The sequence below is a fragment of the Bacteroidia bacterium genome (assembly GCA_026932145.1).
Classification (GTDB): Bacteria; Bacteroidota; Bacteroidia; order J057; family JAIXKT01; genus JAIXKT01.
Genome location: JAIXKT010000009.1, coordinates 22,793 through 45,875, shown reverse-complemented (window position 1 = coordinate 45,875; position 23,083 = coordinate 22,793). Strand labels below are relative to the sequence as shown.

General features: G+C 36.3%; 20 protein-coding genes, 1 tRNA gene and 1 pseudogene. 11 read left to right on the top strand and 11 right to left on the bottom strand.

What is annotated here, in order from left to right; translation table 11 throughout:
- Positions 1-115 precede the first annotated feature (115 nt).
- The gene (locus tag LC115_03755; GenBank protein MCZ2355800.1) at positions 116-1,123 is read right to left on the bottom strand and encodes a T9SS type A sorting domain-containing protein; all 1,008 of its coding nucleotides are present in this window, start codon (positions 1,121-1,123) and stop codon (positions 116-118) included.
- 270 nt (positions 1,124-1,393) lie between these two features.
- Here LC115_03755 and LC115_03750 point away from each other — a divergent pair, with 270 nt between their 5' ends.
- The 5 genes from LC115_03750 to LC115_03730 all read left to right on the top strand — a co-directional run bounded on the left by LC115_03750 (position 1,394) and on the right by LC115_03730 (position 6,987).
- On the top strand, positions 1,394-2,041 hold the full coding sequence (locus LC115_03750; protein ID MCZ2355799.1) for a peptidylprolyl isomerase: 648 nt from the start codon (positions 1,394-1,396) through the stop codon (positions 2,039-2,041).
- Entirely contained in the window at positions 2,038-2,310 is a 273-nt protein-coding gene (locus LC115_03745; GenBank protein MCZ2355798.1) for a hypothetical protein, read from the top strand. Before LC115_03750 ends, LC115_03745 begins: the two co-directional genes overlap by 4 nt.
- A complete protein-coding gene (locus LC115_03740; protein ID MCZ2355797.1) occupies positions 2,307-3,068 on the top strand; it encodes an MBL fold metallo-hydrolase in 762 nt (253 codons plus the stop codon). The genes LC115_03745 and LC115_03740 overlap by 4 nt, the downstream gene beginning before the upstream one ends.
- Before the next feature lie 30 nt (positions 3,069-3,098).
- Positions 3,099-4,133, top strand: coding sequence for a sulfotransferase (locus tag LC115_03735; protein ID MCZ2355796.1), 1,035 nt, complete (start codon positions 3,099-3,101; stop codon positions 4,131-4,133).
- Positions 4,134-4,335: 202 nt separating this feature from the next.
- Positions 4,336-6,987, top strand: coding sequence for a valine--tRNA ligase (locus tag LC115_03730; protein MCZ2355795.1), 2,652 nt, complete (start codon positions 4,336-4,338; stop codon positions 6,985-6,987).
- On the opposite strand, the gene LC115_03725 is transcribed toward LC115_03730, so the two are convergent.
- Positions 6,980-7,354: a hypothetical protein gene (locus LC115_03725; GenBank protein MCZ2355794.1), complete on the bottom strand. Its 375-nt coding sequence runs from the start codon at positions 7,352-7,354 to the stop codon at positions 6,980-6,982. The two genes, LC115_03730 and LC115_03725, sit on opposite strands and share 8 nt — an antisense overlap.
- Before the next feature lie 710 nt (positions 7,355-8,064).
- Positions 8,065-8,154: pseudogene (locus LC115_03720) on the bottom strand (transposase).
- A gap of 83 nt (positions 8,155-8,237) precedes the next feature.
- On the opposite strand from LC115_03720, the gene LC115_03715 reads away from it, so the two are divergent.
- Together LC115_03715 and LC115_03710 are read left to right on the top strand one after the other, a co-directional pair.
- Positions 8,238-9,347, top strand: coding sequence for an IS5 family transposase (locus tag LC115_03715; protein ID MCZ2355793.1), 1,110 nt, complete (start codon positions 8,238-8,240; stop codon positions 9,345-9,347).
- 258 nt (positions 9,348-9,605) lie between these two features.
- Positions 9,606-10,796 (top strand): IS1634 family transposase, encoded by a 1,191-nt coding sequence (locus LC115_03710; protein ID MCZ2355792.1) that lies wholly within the window; start codon positions 9,606-9,608, stop codon positions 10,794-10,796.
- A 241-nt stretch (positions 10,797-11,037) separates the two neighbouring features.
- Here LC115_03710 and LC115_03705 read toward each other — a convergent pair whose 3' ends face one another.
- Together LC115_03705 and LC115_03700 are read right to left on the bottom strand one after the other, a co-directional pair.
- The gene (locus LC115_03705; protein ID MCZ2355791.1) at positions 11,038-11,802 is read right to left on the bottom strand and encodes an IS5 family transposase; all 765 of its coding nucleotides are present in this window, start codon (positions 11,800-11,802) and stop codon (positions 11,038-11,040) included.
- A gap of 95 nt (positions 11,803-11,897) precedes the next feature.
- On the bottom strand, positions 11,898-12,062 hold the full coding sequence (locus LC115_03700; GenBank protein ID MCZ2355790.1) for a hypothetical protein: 165 nt from the start codon (positions 12,060-12,062) through the stop codon (positions 11,898-11,900).
- Between the two features lie 282 nt (positions 12,063-12,344).
- Between LC115_03700 and glpK the strand changes: the two genes are divergently transcribed.
- Positions 12,345-13,829: a glycerol kinase GlpK gene (gene glpK, locus LC115_03695; GenBank protein MCZ2355789.1), complete on the top strand. Its 1,485-nt coding sequence runs from the start codon at positions 12,345-12,347 to the stop codon at positions 13,827-13,829.
- Between the two features lie 78 nt (positions 13,830-13,907).
- Here glpK and LC115_03690 read toward each other — a convergent pair.
- From LC115_03690 to LC115_03665, 6 genes are all read right to left on the bottom strand, one after another.
- Positions 13,908-13,984, bottom strand: a tRNA-Asn gene (locus LC115_03690).
- Positions 13,985-14,098: 114 nt separating this feature from the next.
- Complete coding sequence (locus tag LC115_03685) at positions 14,099-15,343, bottom strand: hypothetical protein (GenBank protein MCZ2355788.1); 1,245 nt, start codon at positions 15,341-15,343, stop codon at positions 14,099-14,101.
- A gap of 11 nt (positions 15,344-15,354) precedes the next feature.
- Complete coding sequence (locus tag LC115_03680; protein ID MCZ2355787.1) at positions 15,355-15,978, bottom strand: hypothetical protein; 624 nt, start codon at positions 15,976-15,978, stop codon at positions 15,355-15,357.
- Between the two features lie 360 nt (positions 15,979-16,338).
- Positions 16,339-16,674 carry a DUF6150 family protein gene (locus LC115_03675; GenBank protein MCZ2355786.1) on the bottom strand — a complete coding sequence of 112 codons (336 nt, stop codon included), beginning with the start codon at positions 16,672-16,674 and terminating at the stop codon, positions 16,339-16,341.
- 185 nt (positions 16,675-16,859) lie between these two features.
- Positions 16,860-17,705, bottom strand: coding sequence for a hypothetical protein (locus LC115_03670; protein ID MCZ2355785.1), 846 nt, complete (start codon positions 17,703-17,705; stop codon positions 16,860-16,862).
- 152 nt (positions 17,706-17,857) lie between these two features.
- Positions 17,858-18,850 (bottom strand): NTP transferase domain-containing protein, encoded by a 993-nt coding sequence (locus tag LC115_03665; GenBank protein MCZ2355784.1) that lies wholly within the window; start codon positions 18,848-18,850, stop codon positions 17,858-17,860.
- Between the two features lie 329 nt (positions 18,851-19,179).
- Here LC115_03665 and LC115_03660 point away from each other — a divergent pair, with 329 nt between their 5' ends.
- The 3 genes from LC115_03660 to LC115_03650 all read left to right on the top strand — a co-directional run bounded on the left by LC115_03660 (position 19,180) and on the right by LC115_03650 (position 23,080).
- Positions 19,180-20,364, top strand: a complete 1,185-nt coding sequence (locus LC115_03660; GenBank protein ID MCZ2355783.1) for a T9SS type A sorting domain-containing protein — start codon at positions 19,180-19,182, stop codon at positions 20,362-20,364.
- A gap of 160 nt (positions 20,365-20,524) precedes the next feature.
- A complete protein-coding gene (locus LC115_03655; GenBank protein ID MCZ2355782.1) occupies positions 20,525-21,412 on the top strand; it encodes an urea transporter in 888 nt (295 codons plus the stop codon).
- Between the two features lie 285 nt (positions 21,413-21,697).
- A complete protein-coding gene (locus LC115_03650; GenBank protein MCZ2355781.1) occupies positions 21,698-23,080 on the top strand; it encodes an arginine decarboxylase in 1,383 nt (460 codons plus the stop codon).
- The last annotated feature ends 3 nt before the right edge of the window (positions 23,081-23,083 follow it).

The window sequence follows — 23,083 nt, the reverse complement described above, 5'->3', positions numbered from 1 at the left end:
TTGTTATGTAAAAATTTTGATAATAGTTTAGTTTTGGGTTGAAAATAAATGAACAAGGGGATTTTTCCCCTTGTTCATTTAAGAATAAATTCCGTTTAAAATTGAATTCGTTAATTTATTTTGATACGATAAATTCACCGGCAATTCCGCCACCTTCTTGGGTCATGATAACATAGGTGTAAACACCTGGGTTAAGTCCTGAAACAGAAATTTTTTGGATTGATTCGCCTGCTGGTAAGCTCCCAAAAGAAGTATTTAACACTTTTCGGCCATTCAAATCAAATATATGAATGGAGGTTTCAGAAGCTATTTTTTGGTTAAAATGCAGGTTTAAGGTTTCAGAAACGGGGTTTGGATATACTGGATATAATTTAAAAGTTTTATTTTCAAGATAAGCATCACTTGAAGTAGTGCTTTGAACATCTATTAAAGGAAATACACCCAGCACAAAGAGTAATCCGGTGTTTTCGCTGTATTCATCATGCCATGAGTTGTCGTCCCATTTGGTAGCACAAACGCCATAGTTTAAAGAATCATAACGAGCTGGTGAACGTTTAACCCACAAAGCAAGTGTGTCGTTTAGTGTGGTTGGGGTGTATGAAGGAACTGCCCAACTGATGTAGAAAGAATCTGGAAGTGGTACTTGTGGGTTGAAATCCACAGTGTTCATAACATCGCTCAAACTTCCGCCCGGTAGAAGTTCCCAAGCCATATCGGCAACTGCGGAACGCTTAGTAGCTAAAGTATTTCCGGGAAGTTTTGAGGCATTCACGTCATAAACGACATAAGAAACTGAATCCGAGGCATTTACTAATGTACCTAAATTAAAGGAAATAGCTCTCTTAATGGTTGCAGCCATACCGGAAATCTTGTAACGCTCTGCCCAAGCTTGGTCTCCGTATGAGTTTGTTCCCGTTACAAAGCCCCAACTTGGGGAGTTAAATGTGTAAAGAGTATAATTCAAACTATCCGGGCTATGCTCCAAAACAGAGTCAGTTTGGGTTTTATGAGTAGAAACCGGAAAATGTGCTGACCGCGACTCATGAAAATTTCCTTTCTTAGATTGTGCAAAAGAAACAGCCACTAAACTAATGGCAAAACAGAATAAAAATAATTTACGCATACTTTAAATCAAATCACTTTGCAAATATAAAAAAAATTGAACTGAAATTATTAGAATCAAAAAATAAAAACTGATTTATATTTGAAAATAAACTATTTAAAGTATCAATCAATCCTGTTTCTAATTCAAGTGGTTAGCTAATAAGTTAAATCCATTCTAAGGTGCTCTATATCTGTAACTTAGGTTGCTATGGGTAAAATAGCGGTAATTCACTAAACAATCCGTTTTTTTTACGTAATTCGCAGGATTAAAAGAAATATCAACTATAATATGATACGTTTGATTATCAGTAGTTTATTTTTATTTACTGTAACTATTGGAGTTGCGCAGGGGAATAAAAAGACTGCTAAAAAATTATCTTCAAAGCAAGAGCGAATTATCGAAATTACGACAAAATTTGGTGTCATTTCCTTAATTTGCTTTGATGCGACTCCGAAACATAAAGAAAACTTTATCAAATTAGCTGAAGATGGCTTTTATAACGGCACAACCTTTCATCGGGTTATTGATAACTTTATGATTCAGGGGGGGGATCCAAATTCCAAAGATGATAATAAGTATAATGACGGTCAAGGAGGCCCCGGCTACACCATAGAGGCAGAAATACGGGATACGATTAAACACATACGTGGAGCCTTAGCCGGTGCACGAATGGGAGATGACGTAAACCCAAAGCGAGAATCCAGCGGTTCCCAGTTTTATATCGTCCAAAATCCAAACGGAACGCCACACCTAAATGGTGCTTATACCGTTTTTGGAAAAGTTATTAAAGGTATGGAGGTCGTTGATGCTATCGCCAAAGTGAAAAAAAATCGCACAGACCGCCCAGATGAAGATATAACAATGACTATGAAGGTTATCACCTTACCCAAAAAGAAAATAAACAAACTATACGGCACAAACCTGCCTATTAAATGATCCGAATAACCAAAAACCTGTCCGAAAAACTAACCGAAATTTTAACCCAAAACGGACTATCCATAAGATACGAAAAAGGTACCTTTAAGGGTGGATATTGTATCTTAGATGAGCAAAAAATCATCGTTATCAATAAATTTTATCCAATTGAAAGCAGGATAAATATTCTTATTGAGGTTTTGAGGCAAATAGATATTGACCCAAGCACCCTAAATCCAGAGCAAGAAAAACTATTACATCAAATAAAACAGTTAGAGTTAAAACTTTGAAAGTAATATTATTAGGCACAGGTACTTCCGGCGGAGTTCCCATGATTACCTGTGATTGTCCGGTTTGTATGTCTGATGATTTACGGGATAAGAGGCTTCGTTCTTCCGTTTTGTTAGAAATAAACGGAAATTACATAGTGATAGATACCGGACCGGATTTTCGCCAACAAATGCTGCGAATAGGTGCAAAACAATTAGATGCCGTAGTGCTCACGCATCTACATAAAGACCACATCGCCGGATTAGACGACATTAGACCATTTAACTATAAGCAGCAATCTAATATTCCTGTTTTTTCAGATACAATAACAGCTAACCAACTCAAACAGGAATTTCCCTACATTTTCAATGGTTATCCGTATCCCGGAATACCACAGGTTTCATTACAAATAATTGATGAACAGCCATTTGAATTATTCGGAACTATATGGCAACCTATCCCTATATTTCATCATAAACTTCCAATAAAAGGTTTTAGGATAGAAAACTTTGCCTATATTACAGATGCCAGCTTAATTCCTGAATCATCAATAGAAAAGTTACAGAATTTAGATGTCTTGATACTTAATGCTTTACGAAAAGAACCACATATTTCTCATTTCAACTTAGAGCAGGCTTTGGAGTTAGTTTCTATTTTAAAACCGAAAAAAACATGGTTTACGCATATCAGCCATTTGATGGGAACTTATGCCGAAGTTAGCCAAGAACTACCCCCAAATGTAGCTCTTGGCCATGATGGATTAGTAATAGAAATTTAACGGATTATTTTTTATATTTAAGAAACATAAATGAACCAACAAAATACTAAAATTTTTATTGTAGGAAATGGCCGTAGCGGCACTACCATGTTAGGTTTTGTGATGGGAAGACATTCACAGATTTTTTCTTTTGATGAACTTCATTTCTTTGAACGACTTTGGATTCCAAAGCCGAATGAAACCTGTGAACGGTCTTGGGCGATTCAGGTGGTTCAAAAATTATTACGAATTCAACGCGAAGATTTGTTCTCCGAAAGCCCGTTATCAAAATTTGAAGTAGAAGCCACCCAGATTATTTCTAAATTATCAAATGAAGAATTACGCCCAGAAAGAGTATTTGAATGTTTTTTGGAATATGAGACAAACCGGAGAGGAAAAATAATTCCTTGCGAGCAAACCCCACTAAATATATTTTATGCAGAAGAAATCCTGTCTTTATACCCAGAAGCTATGCTCATTCAGATGGTACGAGACCCCAGAGATATTTTGCTATCACAAAAAAACAAGTGGAAAAGAGCCTCATTAGGCGGAAATGGCGAGGGACGCGCCATCCCATTTTTTGAAACCTTACGAGCATGGGCAAACTATCATCCAATAGCTATTGCACAACTTTGGAAAAATGCAATTACCGCTGGCTACAAACTAAAAGATAACCCAAGAGTAAAAACAGTTCGTTTTGAGGATATTACAAATAACCCCGAGGAAGTTGTAAGAGATTTATGCAATTGGTTAAAAATAGACTTTCAGCAAGATATGCTGAATATCTCTAAGGTTGGATCATCAACCAGCTCTGATAGCACCCAAAAAGTAGGCATCACCAAAAATGTTGGAAACTGGAAAAAAGGCGGAATTACAGATACTGAAATCAAAATCTGTGATAATATTACAAGAGCACAAAGAGCTTTGTATCAATATCCTGATGCTAACGTTAAGGTTAATAGTATTCTCCTGTTTTTTTATTATTGCTCATTTCCGTTTCGATTTGGGCTTGCCTTTATTCTAAACCTAAATAGAATGTCAAGTATCTTAACGTCCGTAAGGCGGCGTTTTCTGGGAAAATACTGATAAAAATAGAATGATAAATAAGCTATTTCTGTATCTAAACTGAAATAATTAGTTATTCATGAAAACATTTGATTGTGTTATTTGAGAGGAGACAAGCGTATTATCGTTGAAGTAAAGATAATACTTACCTACTCCCAACTTTAATAGAAAAAACCACATCTCGCGGGCATTGTGTTTTTGTAACTTCGCAGCCAATTATATTATGAGTACAGAAAACCTTGTGTCCAAAACATACCAACCTCAAGAGGTTGAAAATAAATGGTATCTATATTGGTTAGAACAAAAGTTTTTTAAGTCTATTCCGGATAGCCGGAAGCCTTATACGATTGTAATTCCGCCTCCAAACGTAACCGGTGTGCTGCACATGGGGCATATGCTCAATAATACCATTCAAGATGTATTGATTCGCAGAAAGCGGATGGAAGGCTTCAATGCCTGCTGGGTACCCGGCACAGACCACGCCTCAATTGCTACCGAAGCCAAAGTCGTAAATCTATTACGAGAAAAAGGAATCCATAAAAATGAGATTACTCGAGAAGGATTTTTAAAACACGCTTGGGAATGGAAAGAAAAATACGGAGGCATAATTTTAAAACAACTCCGTTATTTAGGCTGTAGCTGCGACTGGGATAGAACCCGCTTTACCATGGAACCTAAATTATCAGATGCCGTTACTGATGTTTTTATTGATTTATATAAAAAAGGATTGATATACAGAGGGTTGCGTATGATAAATTGGGATCCGCAGGGACTTACTGCACTTTCAAATGAAGAGGTAATCTACAGAGAAGTGCAGGGAAAACTCTACTTTGTCCGGTATGCTTTGGAAGATTCTCAAGGAAAATACATCACCGTGGCCACTACTCGTCCAGAAACAATTTTAGGAGACGTAGCAATAGCCGTTCATCCGCAAGATGAACGTTATCAGCATCTTGCGGGAAAATATGCCTTTGTCCCGCTCATTAACCGAAGAATTCCCATTATCCAAGATACTTACATTGACCCTGAATTTGGTACCGGATGTTTGAAAGTTACCCCTGCCCACGATATTAATGACTATGAAATTGGCCTAAAACATCAATTAAAAGTAATTGATATACTGAATCCAGATGGAACCCTTAATGAATCAGCCCAACTTTTTGTTGGAAAAGACCGTTTTGAGGCTCGCGAACTTATCGTAGATAGTTTACAAGAGCATAATCTGCTGGAAAAAATTCAAGAAATTGAACATTCAGTTGGTTTTTCAGAGCGAACCAATGCCGTTGTGGAGCCACGTTTAAGTTTACAATGGTTTTTGAAAATGCAAAATTTGGCTACACCGGCTTTGCAAGTAGCTTTACAAGAAACAGTTAAGTTTATCCCTGAAAAATTTATAAATACCTATCAGCACTGGATGGAAAATGTCAAAGACTGGTGCATTTCGCGGCAACTTTGGTGGGGGCACCGGATTCCCGTTTTCTATTTACCGGATAATAGCTATATCGTAGCTAAAACGCCCAAAGAGGCATTAACGCAAGCTAATATCCAACGACAAAAAGAACATTTGCCGGAATATACAGAGCAGGATATTACCCAAGATCCAGATGTTTTAGACACATGGTTTTCTTCATGGCTCTGGCCAATTTCGGTATTCGATGGCTTTGAAAACCCACAAAATCCTGACTTCCAATATTATTATCCAACTCAAGATTTGGTTACTGCGCCGGAGATACTGTTTTTTTGGGTTGCACGAATGATTATGGCCGGAATAGAATACACACACAAACCACCCTTTGAAAATGTATATCTCACCGGAATAGTGCGAGACAAAATCGGCCGGAAAATGAGCAAACAATTGGGGAATTCTCCAGACCCCTTAGAGTTGATTACCCAATATAGCGCTGATGGCGTTAGAGTTGGGATGCTACTTTGCTCTCCAGCAGGAAACGACTTGCTTTTTGATGAAAGCCTATGTGAGCAAGGAAGAAACTTTGCTAATAAACTCTGGAATGCTTATCGGCTCATTGCCTCTTGGAATCCACAAGATAACGCACTTCAGTTACTTCACGAATCCATTGCTATTCAATGGATTCAACAAAAAATAGCGTATGCAGCCGATGAACTTTCGCAACAATTTGGTAAGTTTAGGATTTCGGATGCCCTGATGACACTCTATCGTTTAATCTGGAATGACTTCTGTGCGTGGTTTTTGGAGTTCGTAAAACCTGCCTTTGGGCAGCCAATTCACCCCAAAACGCATCAAGCTGTTTTAGAAGCATTTGATGCCATTTTGAGATTATTGCATCCATTTATGCCTTTCATAACCGAAGAAATTTGGCAAGAAATAAAGCCTCGCCAAAAAGGCCAAAGTATCATGATAAGCAGCGTACCGCAACCTATTCTTCACGATGACCACGAAAGACTTTTTGCCGCTATAAATCTCACCCAAGAACTTATATCAGCAATTCGGCAATTTAGAGTAACCCATAATTTGGCACAAAAGCAGGTTTTGCCGGTTTTAATCAAAACAAGCCAGTCAGAAATATTTGCACAATACGGAAGTCTTGCCCAAAAATTGGCTCACATTGAGTCTATTAAATTGATAGAAAACTCATTAGAAAATATTCGACCAATTATTTTGCAAGCAAATGAAGTTTTTATCCCTATCCAAAATACAACCGAAAACGAACAGGCTGCTAAAGAAAAAAATGATGCAGAAATAAAACATTTAGAAAACTTCTTACAAAGTATTGAAAGCAAGCTATCTAATGAAAAGTTTTTAGCAAATGCCAAACCGGAAGTCATTGAGCGTGAAATACAGAAAAAGCAAGATACCCTTGAAAAATTAGCGGTACTACGTAAGTCAATTAGTTGAGCGACATTACGCCTGCAGCGTAGTTTTGTCCTTCGTATTTTGCTGCGCAAAGACTCCCTTTAAAACGAATGTCGCTCAACAAAACGCTGGACAAAATTAGATTTTTAACTTTAGATATAATAGCATTAGGACTATTATCATTTACCGTAAGTGACAAAAATTTTAAATAGTTGATATTTAGGTTGTTATATTTTGAGATAAGTATTCTTGATAAGTACTCGAGTCCATATCGAAAGACTGATATAGCTTTATGGCCATGTTTTTTGATTTTTATAGGTTTGATTTTTGGGGCTATAAAACCGGAAACTTTATAGCCCCAAACAAAAGCAACCATAACCAACAGAATCAGTTTTTCTAATCTCTCCAAGCGGGTAACGTAGGTATCTTCTAAATTAAAATCACTTGATTTCAGACCGCGAAAAAGGGTTTCAACCTGCTATCTTTGCTTGTATTTCTCCATAAATTCTTCGGGTTTATAGAACGAAGCTATAATGCAATACTCTAATTTTCCGCCATTTATGGCTTTTATCCCCAATAAATAACAAGATTCTCTTTGTATTTTCAGGATTCTATGGCAATGCCTTACTTCTCCCAACTTCCAATTTGTTCAATCTAACCCCAAGGCGACTGCTTTTTGAGGTTAGAGTTTGGAAATGAGTTAAGAAATCCATTATATTGGTAATTCTGCCTTGGCGATGAATCGTTGAATACGCCTGTAATTACTTGAAGAGGCAATCTTAGGAGAAAAATCCGGCGGAGAGTTTAGCAAAATTAACAGTCCGAACTTTACATAGCGAGCTGATAAACAAGTAGAGCGTGTTGCACAACCTCTAAATTTTTAAAAACCCCAAATTTTCTCCCGTTCAAAATAAATTTTGATTTTTTGGGGAGTTTATGGGGAGTTTTTTTTACAATTTATACGATAATGATATTTTAATTAGACCAAAATGTATCTATATTCATATATTTGAATGTGCATATAGACATTACCATTTGAGGGCTTAGGTTCTTTATTGCTTGGTCAAAGAATGTGCTGATTTGTTCTAAATTTTCGAAATGTTTATTGGTAAACTTTCTTTTGATATGTTGCCATATCTTTTCAGCAGGGTTTAACTCTGGGCTGTAAGGAGGTAGAAATAATAGGAAGATATTTTTTGGAATGATTAGTTGAGCCTGTTGCACGACAAAAAGAATAAAAATATTTAACTATTTGATTTTGAATTAATTAACTAATTTATTATTTTTGTGGTGTGATAAAGCACGCCCAAATACAGATGAGTTTTAGCCAGCCCTACGTTTCTAAACGCAGTTCTAAAAACGCGTTTCTAAAGCAAATAAATGAGGTAATTGATTGGGAATCAATCGTAAAAATACTTCAAAAACACTACCCAAAAGGGCTTAGACCGGACGGCAGACCCGCCTACAACCCCATTATTCTTTTCAAAATGCTACTGCTCGGCGTTTGGTATAAAAGCCTGAGCGACAGAGACATAGAAGACAGGACCAACACCGATTTAAGCTGGATGACCTTCGTTGGGCTGAGTCTTGAAGACGAAGTACCCGACCACAGCACCCTGTGCCGCTTCCGCAACGAACTGGCAGGAAGCAATGCCTACGACTTGCTGTTGCAAGAACTTAACCAACAGCTTGATAAACATGCTATTACGGTAAAATCCGGCTGCATAATAGATGCCTCCATTACCGACAGCCCCCGCAAACCCACCGGAAAACCCACCTACGAAATTGCCGAAGACAGAAAAGAAAACGAACAAACGGAAGAAGCTATACAAACACAAACGGCTGAATTAAAGCTTGTTAAAGTAAATCAACCTGGCGTGGACGACGAAGCCCGCTGGCTCAAAAAAGGCAAAGAAACCCGCTTTGGCTACAAAAAACACGTTATTACCGACGGCAACGGATTGGTCCTTGCCCTGGAGACCACACCCGCCAACGTCCATGACCATAACCACTTTAACACATTGATAACCAAGGCACAAGTTCCCCCAAAAGTCGCCATCTATGCCGACAAAGCCTACAAATCCAAAGCCCATACCACCTACCTCAAAGCGAAGGGACTTAAAGATAGAGTGTGTTATAAAGCAGTGAAAAACAAACCCTTAACAAAATTACAACTCAAATTCAACCAACTCTGCGGCAAACACCGCTACAAAATAGAGCGCACCTTTGCCGGCACCAAAAGCTGGTTCGGCGGCGGCACCGCCCGCTATGTGGGCATCGCCAAAACCCACGCCCAGCACGCCCTGGAAGCAATTGCATACAACCTGTATAGGTTACCTAAGCTATTAGTAAACAATATGTTAACACCAAAAACGGCACCACCTCAAATGCAGCTATTTTAAGCCTGTAGGCCCAAAATACGCCCAATTGGTAAAAATGAGGCGAAAAAGGGGCAAAAACATAAAAAATGAAACCCCACACCCACAAAAAAAGACGTAAAATGTAAAAAAACTCCCTATAAACTCCCCAAAAAATCAAAATTTATTTTGAACGGGAGAAAATTTGGGCTTTTTTAAAATTTAGAGGTTATGCAACACGCTCATAATGCAAATGACATAATGATTTATATTAAAGACCAAAAATAAAATAAAAAACCCAATATGCAAAATATTGGTCTTGTTTATTTTTCACTATCGTATAAACTAAAAACGATTGATTATCTTCAAAAATATAAAGGCATTACGCTTCACGTCAATGATATTTATCGCTACTTGGATAAGATGCATAGCAAGCAGATGAAGCAAATACAGCAAATCAATTTTGATCATACCATAAACCTATTAGGGGGAAAAATAACAGTAGCATTTTATGATGTAACCACGCTTTACTTTGAAGCAGCAGATGAGGATGATTTTCGTAAAACAGGATTTAGTAAAGATGGTAAACACAACCAGCCACAAATAGTGTTGGGGTTATTAGTGAGCGAAAATGGCTATCCATTAGATTATGAAATCTTTGAAGGTAATAAATTTGAAGGGCATACCATGCTTCCTGTTATTGAAGCCTTTAAAGAGAAATATAAAATGCAGCAGATGATTGTGGTTGCAGATTCCGGCTTGATGTCCAATAAGAATATTACAGCTTTATTAAACCACAGCTATGATTTTATTATAGGAGCAAGAATCAAAAATGAATCAGAAGAGATGCAAAAACAATTGCTGTCTTTTCAATTGGCAGATGATCAAAGCATAGAAATCAAGAAAGACGAAGCACTCAGAATTGTTCTTCATTATTCAGAAAATCGTGCTCACAAGGATGCTTATAACCGGAAAAAAGGAATGGAGCGGCTTAGAAAACTTTTAAGTAGTGGTAAGCTCACAAAAAAGCATATCAATAACAAAGGCTACAACAAATACTTGCGGTTGGAAGGAGAAGTAAATATTGTTATTGATGAGGAGAAATTTAAAGACGATACAAAATGGGATGGGTTGAAAGGTTATCTAACCAACACCAAACTTGATAAGGAAACAGTAATGGCATATTATCGCCAACTATGGCAAATAGAGAAAACCTTCAGAATTACTAAAACAGATTTAAGAGTGCGACCAATTTATCATTACAAAAAACGTAGGATAGAAGCACATATTTGCATTGCTTTTGCTGCTTGCAAGTTATACAAAGAGTTAGAACGTCAATTAAACATCAAAAAGGCAGGAATAAGCCCTGAAAAAGCTATTGATATTTTAAAGACAATCTTTGGACTTACTATCCGGTTGCCGCAATCCAATGAAAACAAACTTATGTTGCTTGATAAAACAGAAGAACAAAAATGGCTATTAGCACTGTTTTGAACTTTTGGGTGTCCTATTGATGAAGCCAGGAGTACTATGCAGTCTTTGCTGAAGCATTCGGTGAAATCTTTTATCAAAGCAATTCTCTCCGAAGTGTATGAATTTTGTTTTTTGTTTAACATCTTGAACCTCAATAGAAAAGCTACGTTTTTTATAGCTTACCCCCCAACATCAGAATGTTGATGTTTTTTTCTTCCAATTTCCAATTTGTTCTATCCAGTACTAAGAGGTTGTTTAAAATTTATTTTTTTATTCTGTTAAGCATAATTCTAATCATAGCTAAGTGCACAAAGCTTGTACTGCATTCGGGGTGGAATTCATAGTCATTAACCAATCTTCGTTGAAAACCAAGCCATCCAAAAGTTCGTTCAACTATCCATCTCTTGGGTAAGACATTAAATCCACTAATTCCTGCCACTTTTTTTACAATTTCCAAAGTGTAATTCAAACTTTTTAAAATCCATTCAGCTAAGTTACCGGTATAACCTTGATCTGCCAATATTTTTGTCAATCTAGGGTACTTATATCTTAATTCTTCAAGAACATATTTAGCTCCTTCTCTGTCCTGAATATCAGCGTTATGAATCACAATAGCTATAATAAATCCGAATGTGTCAGTAATAATATGTCTTTTTCTTCCTTTAATTTTCTTGTTTCCGTCATAACCGTTTGATAACGAGAAAGAACAAGTTTTAACAGTTTGACTATCAATTAATCCAAGACTTGGTGAAACATGTTTTCCTTTTTCCTTTCTTAACTTATCACGCAAAAAATCATGTATTTCTTCAATAAGCCCTTCTGCTGTCCATTTTCTGAAATAATAATAAACGAGTTGCCACTTAGGGAAATCTTTAGGCAGCAATCTCCATTGAACACCAGTTTTGGTGATGTACAATAATGCGTCTACAATACATCTTAAAGGATGCTTTCTTTTCCTGTTATCATTTACTATTTTTTCAATAGCTTCGTACTGAATATCAGTTAGGTTGGTTGGGTAGGCTTTCATACTTGCTTAATTATCTGATTAATAATCAGCAATATACAAATAAATATGTATTTAACCATGTGATATTAAATAATTTAACAATTTTTACACCATTTTTAAACAACCTCTAAGACGAGTGAATCTTTTTGAGGTAAGAGTTTAAAAATAAGTTGAGAAATCCACTGCATCGGTAATTCTGCCTTGGCTATAAATCGCTGAATACGTCTGTAATTACTTGAAGAGGCAATCTTAGGAGAAAAATCCGGCGGAGAGTTTAGCAAAATTTACAGCCCAAACTTTAGATAATTAGCTGATAAACAAGTAGATAATACGAATCCTTGCTAAATTGAAAAAAACGTAAAATGAACCCTAAGTACAGCTAATAGCTCTGTATCTTCGTCCTCTGAGCTGATGTTCTTCGTTAAAGGTATTGCGTGAAAGATAATCCTTTGATAGACAGAATGTCAACTCTTTGTCAAAATTTATTCCCCCAATCTCTAAAAATTATTATATTTTTGTCGTGTACTGATATTTATTTTAATAAGCTGCAATTTTACATTTCGATGAATAGTACTTACATATTAGCTTTAGATGAAGGGACATCTTCGGCACGTGCTTTGGTTTTTGATTTAGAAGGCCGTGTATTAGGTCTTGGGAGGCGCAGTTTTGAATTATCCTATCCTCAGCCGGGCTGGGTAGAGCAAGACCCCGAAGAAATATGGGAAGCCCAAATGGCAGCAGCCCAAGAAGCACTTCATTCTGCCGGCATTCTTTCAACACAGCTTAACTCTATCGGAATCACCAACCAGCGCGAAACAACGGTAATCTGGGATAAACTAAGCGGAAAACCAATTGCCCCCGCCATCGTTTGGCAAGATCGCAGAACCAGTGAACAATGTGCCGAATATATCCAACAAGGACATCAAGCGGCTATCCACGCAAAAACAGGGCTGCTGTTAGACCCATACTTTTCCGCAACCAAAATCAACTGGTTGCTTAACAACATTCCTGAGTCTCTTCAAAAGGCTAAAAATAACCAACTTGCTTTTGGAACCATTGATTCTTGGTTACTTTGGAAACTTAGCAATGGCCGTGTTCATGCTACTGATGTTTCTAATGCCTCCAGAACGTTGTTATGCAATCTCAACGGGCAATGGGACTCTTCACTGTGCGATTTTTTTGGTATTCCGCAGGAAATACTGCCTCGGATTATACCTTCTGCCGGCTTGTTTGCTACTACTCAACTATTTGGGGGTGAAATTCCCATAACTGGAATTTTGGGAGACCAACAAGCTGCTTTGTTTGGGCAAGGCTGTGTTCAAGAAGGGATGCTCAAAAATACCTACGGAACTGGTTGTTTTATGCTGATGAATATCGGTAATCAGCCTATTTTGAGCCAAAATGGCCTGATTACCACTATTGCTTGGCAAATCGGGAATCAGATAACTTACGCTTTGGAAGGTGCTATTTTTAGTGCAGGTGCTTCGCTACAATGGTTAGAATCTATTGGCGTTTTGACCGATGTTCAGCATTTAGATACTCAACTTGCCGATACCACAGATACCGGAGATGTATATTTTGTTCCGGCTTTTGCTGGTCTTGGCACACCTCATTGGGACCCAAATGCACGGGGAACTATAGTTGGGCTGACCCGAGGCACTACCAAAAACCAACTAATTCGGGCTGCCCTTGAAGGGATGGCCTTTCAGTCCCAAGAAGTAATTCAGTCAATGGTTGAGTCCACACAGATTCCTATTCCAAGCCTCCAAGTAGATGGTGGTGTGAGTGAAAATAACTTATTGATGCAGTTTCAAGCCGATATTTCCGGTATCGAGGTAAATCGTCCCAAAAACAAAGAGACCACAGCTTGGGGGGCAGCATTGATAGCCGCTTTTGGTAACAATCTATTAACGGATATTAATATATTAAAAAAGCTGCGCCAAGAAGATAGGTTGTTTATTCCGAATATATCATCGGAGATTCGGAATTATCAGATAAGCCGTTGGCAAAATGCCGTTTCTCGTGCTAAAAATTGGGCTAACCTATAATGGAGAGTTTATAGTAAAGTAAACTTTTTGGGGTTTTTAAAGAAAAAAGCCGCTTTTAAAAAAGCGGCTTTTGAATTTTGGCTCCCCCTCCTGGGCTTGAACCAGGGACCTACTGATTAACAGTCAGTCGCTCTAACCAGCTGAGCTAAGGAGGAATTTCGTGGCGCAAAGTTAGCTATAAAATTACTCTTTGCAACAAGATTAAGCATATTTCAGCTATTTTTTTTAAAACTATTTGCTAATCAAGTTAAAAAAAATTTCTAAGGAAATTATTTTGTTACTAACTCACGGATTTCATTCGATAAATCATCCCAAATTACTTGGGTGGATCCGGTATGTTCCTCCATAAATTGCTGGATTTTGAGTTGATATTGATTCCGAATAGAGCTATTCGTAATGATTGGATTTGCAAAACTGACAAAATCGGATGCTGTTTGGCAAGGCTTGGCTATATTCTGCGAAGATGCTTCAATGGCTTCCGGAAACTTTTTGATTTTTGTTCCGAAGGCAGTAGGAATACCCAAACTAAGTGGTTCTAAAATATTATGTAACCCTGAACCGAATGCCCCTCCGACCCAAGCTACCCAAGCTACGGAGTAAATGGATGAAAGCAACCCAATTCTATCTATAATCAGATGCCCGGTTTGAGGGCCATCTGACCGTTGCTCCCATTCGGTTAGGGTAATCCCGTTTGTTTTTTGTTTTATATATCTAACTATCTCTGAATTAGGCTCGTGTGGAATCCAAATTACTTTACAGTTGATAGCTTTTAGGGCTTCTAACAGCAATATAATATCTGGTTGCCAAACACTTCCGGCTACTATTGTTGGTGTATTTTGCGTAAAGTCTATTATTTTTTGAATCAATTTTCTGCTTGATTTTAAAGCCATTACGCGGTCATAACGGGTATCTCCGGCCAAAATTATTTTCTCTTTTGGTAATAACGTATTGAATAATAATGAGCTGGAAGTATCTAAGGTGTAAACTTTCCTAAAAAAATTAATTATGGGTTGAAACCAATATTTTCCCCAAGTTAAACCCCAATATTTGGTATGAAGTCTTCCGCCTACTAAAAACAAGGGAATATTTTTATGGTTACAAATGCTCAAAAAATGATACCATAACTCATATTTGACAAAGATAGCACAGCAAGGGTTTAATTTATGGATAAAATATCGAGCATTACGGGAGGTATCTAAGGGTAAGTAACCGACCCAATTTGCTAAGGAAGTATTTTTGCGAGCTTTGTATCCAGAAGGGGAAAAAAATGTTAATGCAATAAAAATATCCGGAAATTGGGTACGAATATGCTCCAAAATAGGCACAATTTGTTCGTATTCACCTAAGGAAGCACAATGTAGCCAAATAACGTTTTGGGAAACATTAGGCAATTTACTTTGCCATTGTTTTCTCCCTTCAATAAAATCACGCGCTTTGGAATTTCCAACGGATGCTAAGCCAATAACCAGTCCATAAATAGCTACACCACAATCATATAAAAACCTGAAAACCATAGAAAACTGCGCTAATTTCCAAGTTCATCTTGATAGATAATCTTATCCTCCTTGTGTTGGAGCTTTCCTGTTTCTAACAAATATCTGTAAATCAACTCTACACTGTCGTTAAAACCGGCACAAATTGACGTAATAGAGTTCAAAATCCGGTTATATTTTCTGGGGCGATGTTCTGGTTTGAGTTTTAAAATAGTGATTAAGAACCTTTCTGCTTGCTCCGTTAGCTCTATTTCTGGTTTGATTTTGGATTGCTGTTGGTTTTTTAGGCTACTTTTAATTGCTTTTTCTGAAAGTTCTTCTACCCGAATAGTTTTTCTACCACACGTATTGAGGTAATGCACTAAATAATCAAAACCTTTATCTTTTGAAACAATTACAAAAGTTATCTTTTTGGAAACTTTTTGGTGATGTTTTCCTAATAAAAATGACAAGTGAAAGTCTAAATTATTTTTAGAGCTACCTTGTACGTTGATAATCTTGCTTATTTTTGAATGCTGAATCAGTTGTAACCCAACTTTATCCGGTAATTTTTGTCCGCTACCAATCAGGAGGTATATTTTGTGCAGTTTAGGCTTTAACGCATCAAAATAATCAGGATGTATATTTTGATAATCTAAGTAGATATTTAACTGCATGAATTAATATTTGAAAGAGGCCACCTGCCACTTCGGCTTTAGAAAACTTCTAAAACTGAACAAGACCATGATGTGTAATAATTTTCGGTAATCTTTCATGTTTCCGTAGAATACAAGTTTATCACTTGGAAAGCCCGCCCCAGGTTACTAAAACACCATTTTTCAAAAAGCGTGAAGTTTCAAAACGGATCCGCGACAGATAGCCCTTTCTATGGCAAATATAACACTATTCTGAATAATTACACAATAAGAATTTTAAATAATGATTATTTAAGTTGTTATATTTTTACTGTGTATTGAAAAAAAGAGAGTTTATTGAAAAATAAACTCTCTTAAATTAATAAATTGTTTTTTGGGTTCTCAATACATTTTATCTTTTTTGCTGTTATTTCTCCAGCCGGCATCACTCTTAGAGGTAGCAAAGTAGATTACAAAGTCTGCATCACTTTTAGAGCTGACAAAGTAAACTTTTTTCTTGGCATCACTCTTGGAGGAGGCAAAATACCATACTCCGTTATTGTTTCCGGCATCACTTTTGGAAGAGGCTTTGTAAACTACTAAGTCTGCATCACTTTTAGAACTGGCTACATAAACTTTTAAATCTGCATCACTTTTAGAATCAACAGAATAAACGACCTGAGAAAATCCCATAAAGGGAAGTAGAAAAACTACAGCGAGAAAAATACCGTACTTCATAATCTGTTATAATTTTAGGGGGTTAAAAAAAATAATTTTATTAAGTTTATTTTGATTCAAAAAGCGACAACTTTGAACCATTGCAAAGATAATTTGAACTACGCTAAAAATCAATATCTTTTTCTACTTTTTTCTTTCCTTTGATTTTTTATCAGCGTAACTACTTAGTATTAAAGTAATAAGTATTATTTCGTTGGGGTTTCTGCTGCTAACTGAACTGTTCTTTCTATAACGGTATTTTCGCCGGAAACTGTATTGCCATCTTTGTCTAATAGCTCTAACTTAACTTTTAAAGCACCCATAGGAGCGTTTTGAATAAATGTTGGCTTCCATGTATCCAAAGTAAAAGTACTGTCATTGATAGAGGCTTTCACTTTGTTGCCGTTAGGAGATAAGGTGGCATTGTAAACATAAAAATCTAATAAAATATTTTGGGTGTCATTTCCTGCATAATCGCCTTTTGGGCGGCTATAAAAAATCATTGGGTTTTGGGGGTTATCCAACTTTTTATAGACTCCTTTTTCATTAACAGAGAAATATAACAGAACTCCTGCATTTTTGTTTTTTAAGGATTCATGGTAAGAACGTGATAAAAAGGACATTACATAATGTTTGGAATTAACGGGAACTACAAAACTGCGTGTAGGTTCATACAGAGCGGCATAAGGAGTGTTATCCAAAATAAAGTGGATATGTTGGCCGTCCTTAGAGTTATTACATTCTTTGGCTATATCTGATTCCGTTTGGTGCTTTAGTTCATATCCTTTTACGTTATAGCTAATCGTTACTTTCACGGAATCTTTTCCCTTCATTTCGGTTTTTACATCTTTAATAGCCAGTTGAGCATCCGGAAAATCCGGTGAAGCTGAAAAATCCGACAACGTTATAACCTTCATCGGTGTTTCAGCAGGAGTGTTTGATTCAGCACCTGAGTTTGTTTCTGAACTTACCTCTTTATTCGTATTATTACAAGATGTAAAGATGCTGATTGTCAGCGCAATAGCGGCTGTTGATAATATGGATGATTTCATATTTTTTTATTTTAAATAACTCAAATACGAAGATAATAGTTCACGTAAATATGCTAAAAAACATAAAAAAATATGCCTTTAGAGATATATTATATATATATTTTCTGAAGCAAGCAACCTAATTAGTTATCAATAATGTAACTTATTGGTAACTAATCATTAAAGTTTATTTCTGTACTATCTCCAATATTGATAGATTGAGAGCGGCCTATCAAAGAGGCATCATTACCTATCAAAGAATTTTTTAAAATAATGGAGTCTAATTGTGCATAAGAACCAATTATTGAGTTTTGAATGATGGAGCTAATAACGGTTGTGTTATCAGCAATAGCAACATAAGGGCCTAATATAGAATTTTTTATGTTACAATTTTGGCCTATTGTTATGGGAGGAATTATGACACAGGAAGGAAAGTGCTGCTTGGAGTGATGTGTCATTTTTTGCATCAACGTTTTATGTGTATAGAGCAACGATTCTTTACTGCCACAGTCGTACCACTTACGAACCTTATGTGTATGAATATGAATACCATTTTCTAACATAACTAACAATGCATCAGTGAGTTGATATTCATTTTGGGTTTTTAAATCTTTGTTTAGTAAGTGGTGAATAGATTGGAATAAATTTTGAGTTTCCTGAATTCTATACAAACCAACCAATGCAAGGTTAGAGCGAGGAATAGTTGGTTTTTCTTGCAAAAACACAACCTCCTGATTATCATTTAGTACTGCAATTCCAAATTTTGTTGGGTCATCTACTTCTTCTACGCCCAAAATGGTCTTTTCTTGCTGAATAAAATAATCTAACTCAGTATCTATAATAGAATCCCCCAAGCTAATTAGAAATGGCTGATTACCAATAAACTTTTCGCAACATAAAATAGCATGAGCCAAACCCAAGCGTTTTTCTTGATAAACAATTTGATAGCTTATTTTATTTTGATAATTTTCTTCTATGTATCCAATAATTTTCTCCCCCATATAGCCTACTACGAACACAAAATCGTATATCCCAACGTCTATAAATTGGTCAACGATATGGCCTAAAATTGGCTTTCCGGCAATTGGAATTAAAGGTTTTGGCTGCGTATGTGTATGCGGGCGAAAGCGTGCACCTGCACCTGCAGCCGGAATAACGACTTTCATAAAATAATCAATATTTTATTAATAACAAAATAACCATTATTAGACATCATAAATAGAGTTTTGGTAAAAAATATTTATAGAATTACGAAAATACTCTATCCTTAATATTTAGTGTTAGTTTTTTGAATGTAATTAAGCTCCAAAATTATTCAAATATCGGTAGTTCTGCAAATGTAGTTTTTATCCATACCATAAACAATGATTATGCCCAGAGATTTTGGCTTGGTCGTTACCAAAAAGAGTAATTTAGATATAAAATTTAATAACCCATATTTTAAGAATAAAAAAGTCTAACTTTGCGAATTCATACTTTTACAATAGATAATATTATGAAAGCAATATTCACATTTTTAGCGTTAGCATTTGCGTCATCTGCATTTGCACAAATTACCTTAGACCAAGGTAGTTATAGTAATTGGACATCCGTTACGGATACAGTTATGCGTTTGGATACGTCAGCTACTTATCCAAATATAACCTCCGGACAATCAACAACTTGGGATATGACTTCGGTAACATACGATCAAAATACCCATTATTTTATGTTCCGCAAGCCGGTTACTTCAACAGCGTTCCCAGTGGCTACATTCTACGATAGCACCCGCTACGTTATCAACCCCAGCCTTTTTTATCGCTCAAATGTTATGGGAGCTATTACGCCTAATGGATTTCAATATTTTGGAGAGCATATTCCGCGTCAAGCCATCCCAATTGGCTCTATATCAGGTAACTCAGCAGACTCTTTGGTATTTATAGAGCAAGATATTCCCTATTCATCTACCCGAAATGCAATTCATTTTCCGGCTACTATGGGTAGTAATTGGGCATCTGACTTTGGTTTTACTACGAACTTTAACCTTACCGTGTTGATGTATGGTATAAACAATGCACCGTGCCAAAGAAAAACTCACTTAGTAGAAAATGATACTGTTATTGGATACGGTACAATGCAAGTTAAAAGCGAAACAGGGCAGCATAGTTCCCCCATTTCTGTACTGATGGTAAAAAACAACACAATAGTGATAGACAGCTTTTTTATGAATGGTGCACCTGCTTCACCGTTACTTTTAGGAGCTTTCGGCTTAACACAAGGAAAACGAACTACAAATTATTATTATAATTTCTACCGTGAAGGAGAAGTTACCCCACTATTTTTTGCCTCCTATAAAGACAGCACCTTTTCAAATAATAATGCAGATTTTATGTATGCACATATAGGAAACCTACAGCTTCTTACCGGAATGGGAAACAAAATAAACAAAGTTCCGGTATCAGTATATCCTAATCCTATTCAAGGAGATATTGTAACTATTTCTGTATCAGATAAAACTTCAGATGTATTAGATTATTCTATTACGAATTTGGAGGGAAAAACAATATCTACCGGTACATTGCTGGTTAATGACGGTAAGGCTACCATCGAGACCCGCTCTCTGAATAGTGCCGGCATATACTATTTACAAATTCGCCGCGCTCATGAACTAATAGCAACATTACCGCTTATCAAAAATTAACTGCATTTTAGTTATAAACCACAAAAGAGGGATTTTTGTCCCTCTTTTGTGGTTTATAACATAGCCCAAATCTTGAAGTTTAGAGTATTTTAGCACCATTAAAGTATTTTACAACGAATAACAACTTTAGCGATAGACCATAGATAAAAACCAGTTCATCATGAAAAACATCAGGATAAGCAAAAAGAATCTATTCATAAATTACTCTGCATTGACTACCACAATGTTAAAAGGATTTGGGCAAATAATGCTTCAGGAAAATGCCCTTACAGGTTTTCTGTTTATAGTTGGTATTTTCTATGGTTTTCCCACAATGGGATTTATGGCCATTTTGGCAAGTTTATGTGGGATAATTACAAGTAAAATATTTAGCTATGGTGAAGTTGAGTCTAATAAAGGACTTTATGTGTTCAATGCTGCATTAGTGGGTGCTGCCATTGCATTGTTTTTTAAGCCTATGTTGATGAGTTGGATTATAGTCATAATCGGTTCTCTTTTAGCTACAATAATTCAGCAATTTTTTATTATACGGAGGATTCCGGTATTCACACTACCATTTGTTTTGGTAACGTGGTTGATATTTTACATAGCCCAACATTATTTTCCGGATTTAGTATCAGGAACATCGGTATTAGTAGTTTCGGCAGGCGACAGTTTTACTTTTGCAGTTAGAGGATTTGGCCAAGTTATTTTTCAAGAAAACCTCATTTCGGGAGCGATATTCTTCATGGCCGTATTTGTTAGTTCCCCAATTTCAGCCTTGTATGGGCTTGCAGGTGCTGTATTATCTGCGATTTTAGCAAACCAGTTTTCCCTCCCGACCGAAAGCATAGCTCTTGGATTATTTAGCTACAATGCAGTATTATGTGCTATTGTGTTTGCAGGCAATTTACTGAAAGACGGAATTTGGGTATTGATTTCTATATTACTTTCACTTGCTATTAGCTTGATAATGATGAAGTTTGAAGTCATTCAACTTACATTTCCTTTTGTGTTATCATCCTGTGTTACTTTGTTATTAAAAAACAGTTTTCAAAACCAACCTTAGCATCAGTCTAAGTAAATCAAAAAGATAGCTATTGGCTTATAGCCAGAAAACATAAAACGATGACTTCGTTGTTGAAATATTGATTAAAAAAACAGATAATTCTGCTGAAAAATAAATTCATAATTAGCTTTTAATAAGCTATTTATGTTTTTTATTTTATAGTTTTTTAGTACCTTTTCTGAATTTCAGCTTTAATTTTAAGCAATATCAGCAGTTAAGTTTTATTTGAGATGTTTCAGTAAATTCAAAATAACGATATTCGCGGGTTATTTTGAAAAAATACCCATGCAAAGCTACCATGAGTTTTTAGATTTAAGTGTAGGTTTTCCGCAAGAAGGCTTTGAAGTGATTGATGATGAGCTCTATTTTCATGACATCAACCTAATGGAGTTAATAGAAACTTATGGAACTCCGTTGCGGTTCACTTTTTTACCATTAATTTCTAAGAAGATTCAGCAAGCTAAGCTGTATTTTGAGCAGGCAAGGTTGAAAAATAATTACAGAGGCTCTTATACCTATGCTTATTGCACCAAGAGTTCACATTTCAGGCACGTTTTGGAAGAAGCATTGAAAAATGGCATTCATTTAGAAACTTCTTCGGCATTTGATATGCCCATTATTGAAGCCTTAGAAAAAAAAGGCTTAGTCAAAAAAGAAGTTATGATCATTTGTAATGGCTTTAAACGAGACCTTTACAAACAGCATATTGTTGATATGCTCCATGACGGCTTCTGCAATATCATCCCGATTTTAGATAACAAAGAGGAATTTTATTTTTATCAGAACGAATTAGAAGTTCCTTGTAAATTAGGGATTCGGATTTCATCAGAAGAGAAGCCGGATTTTGACTTTTATACCAGCCGCTTGGGGGTTCGTTATGACGAAATCATAGACTTCTGGACACATAAAATCAAAGATTCCCCGAATTTTAAGGTTGTAATGCTGCATTTTTTTATCAGTTCAGGTATCCATGATACGCCGTATTATTGGAATGAGTTAGAAAGGCACGTTACCTTGTATTGTAAGTTTAAAAAAGTAAATCCAGATTTAACGATGCTGGATATTGGAGGCGGCTTGCCTTTCAAAAACTCTTTAAACTTCAACTATGATTATGAATACATGATAACTGAGATTGTGGGTAGGATTAAAGAGATTTGTGCGGAGCATGATGTTATCGAGCCGGATTTAGTTACCGAATTTGGCAGTTTTACCGTAGCCGAAAGTTCCGGCTTGCTTTACAAAGTGTTAGCCCGTAAACAGCAAAATGACAGAGAAAAATGGTTGATGTTAGATGGCAGCCTGATTACGATGTTGCCGGATATTTGGGCATTAAACCAACGATTTGTTTTACTCCCTATTAACAACTGGGACGCTGAATATGAGCGTGTTAACTTAGGGGGAATTACCTGCGACTCCCAAGACTACTATAATCAAGAAGCCCATATCAACGCGCTGTATCTTCCCCGTACCCGAAAAGTACAGTACTTAGGATTTTTTCATACCGGAGCTTATCAGGAAAATTTAAGCGGAATCGGCGGTATCCACCATTGCTTGATTCCAACACCAAGATATGTACTCATCTCTAAAAATAGAGATGAAACACTTAATTATGAGATTTTTACAGAAGAACAAAATAGTAAACAAGCGTTAAAAATTCTGGGTTATTAACCT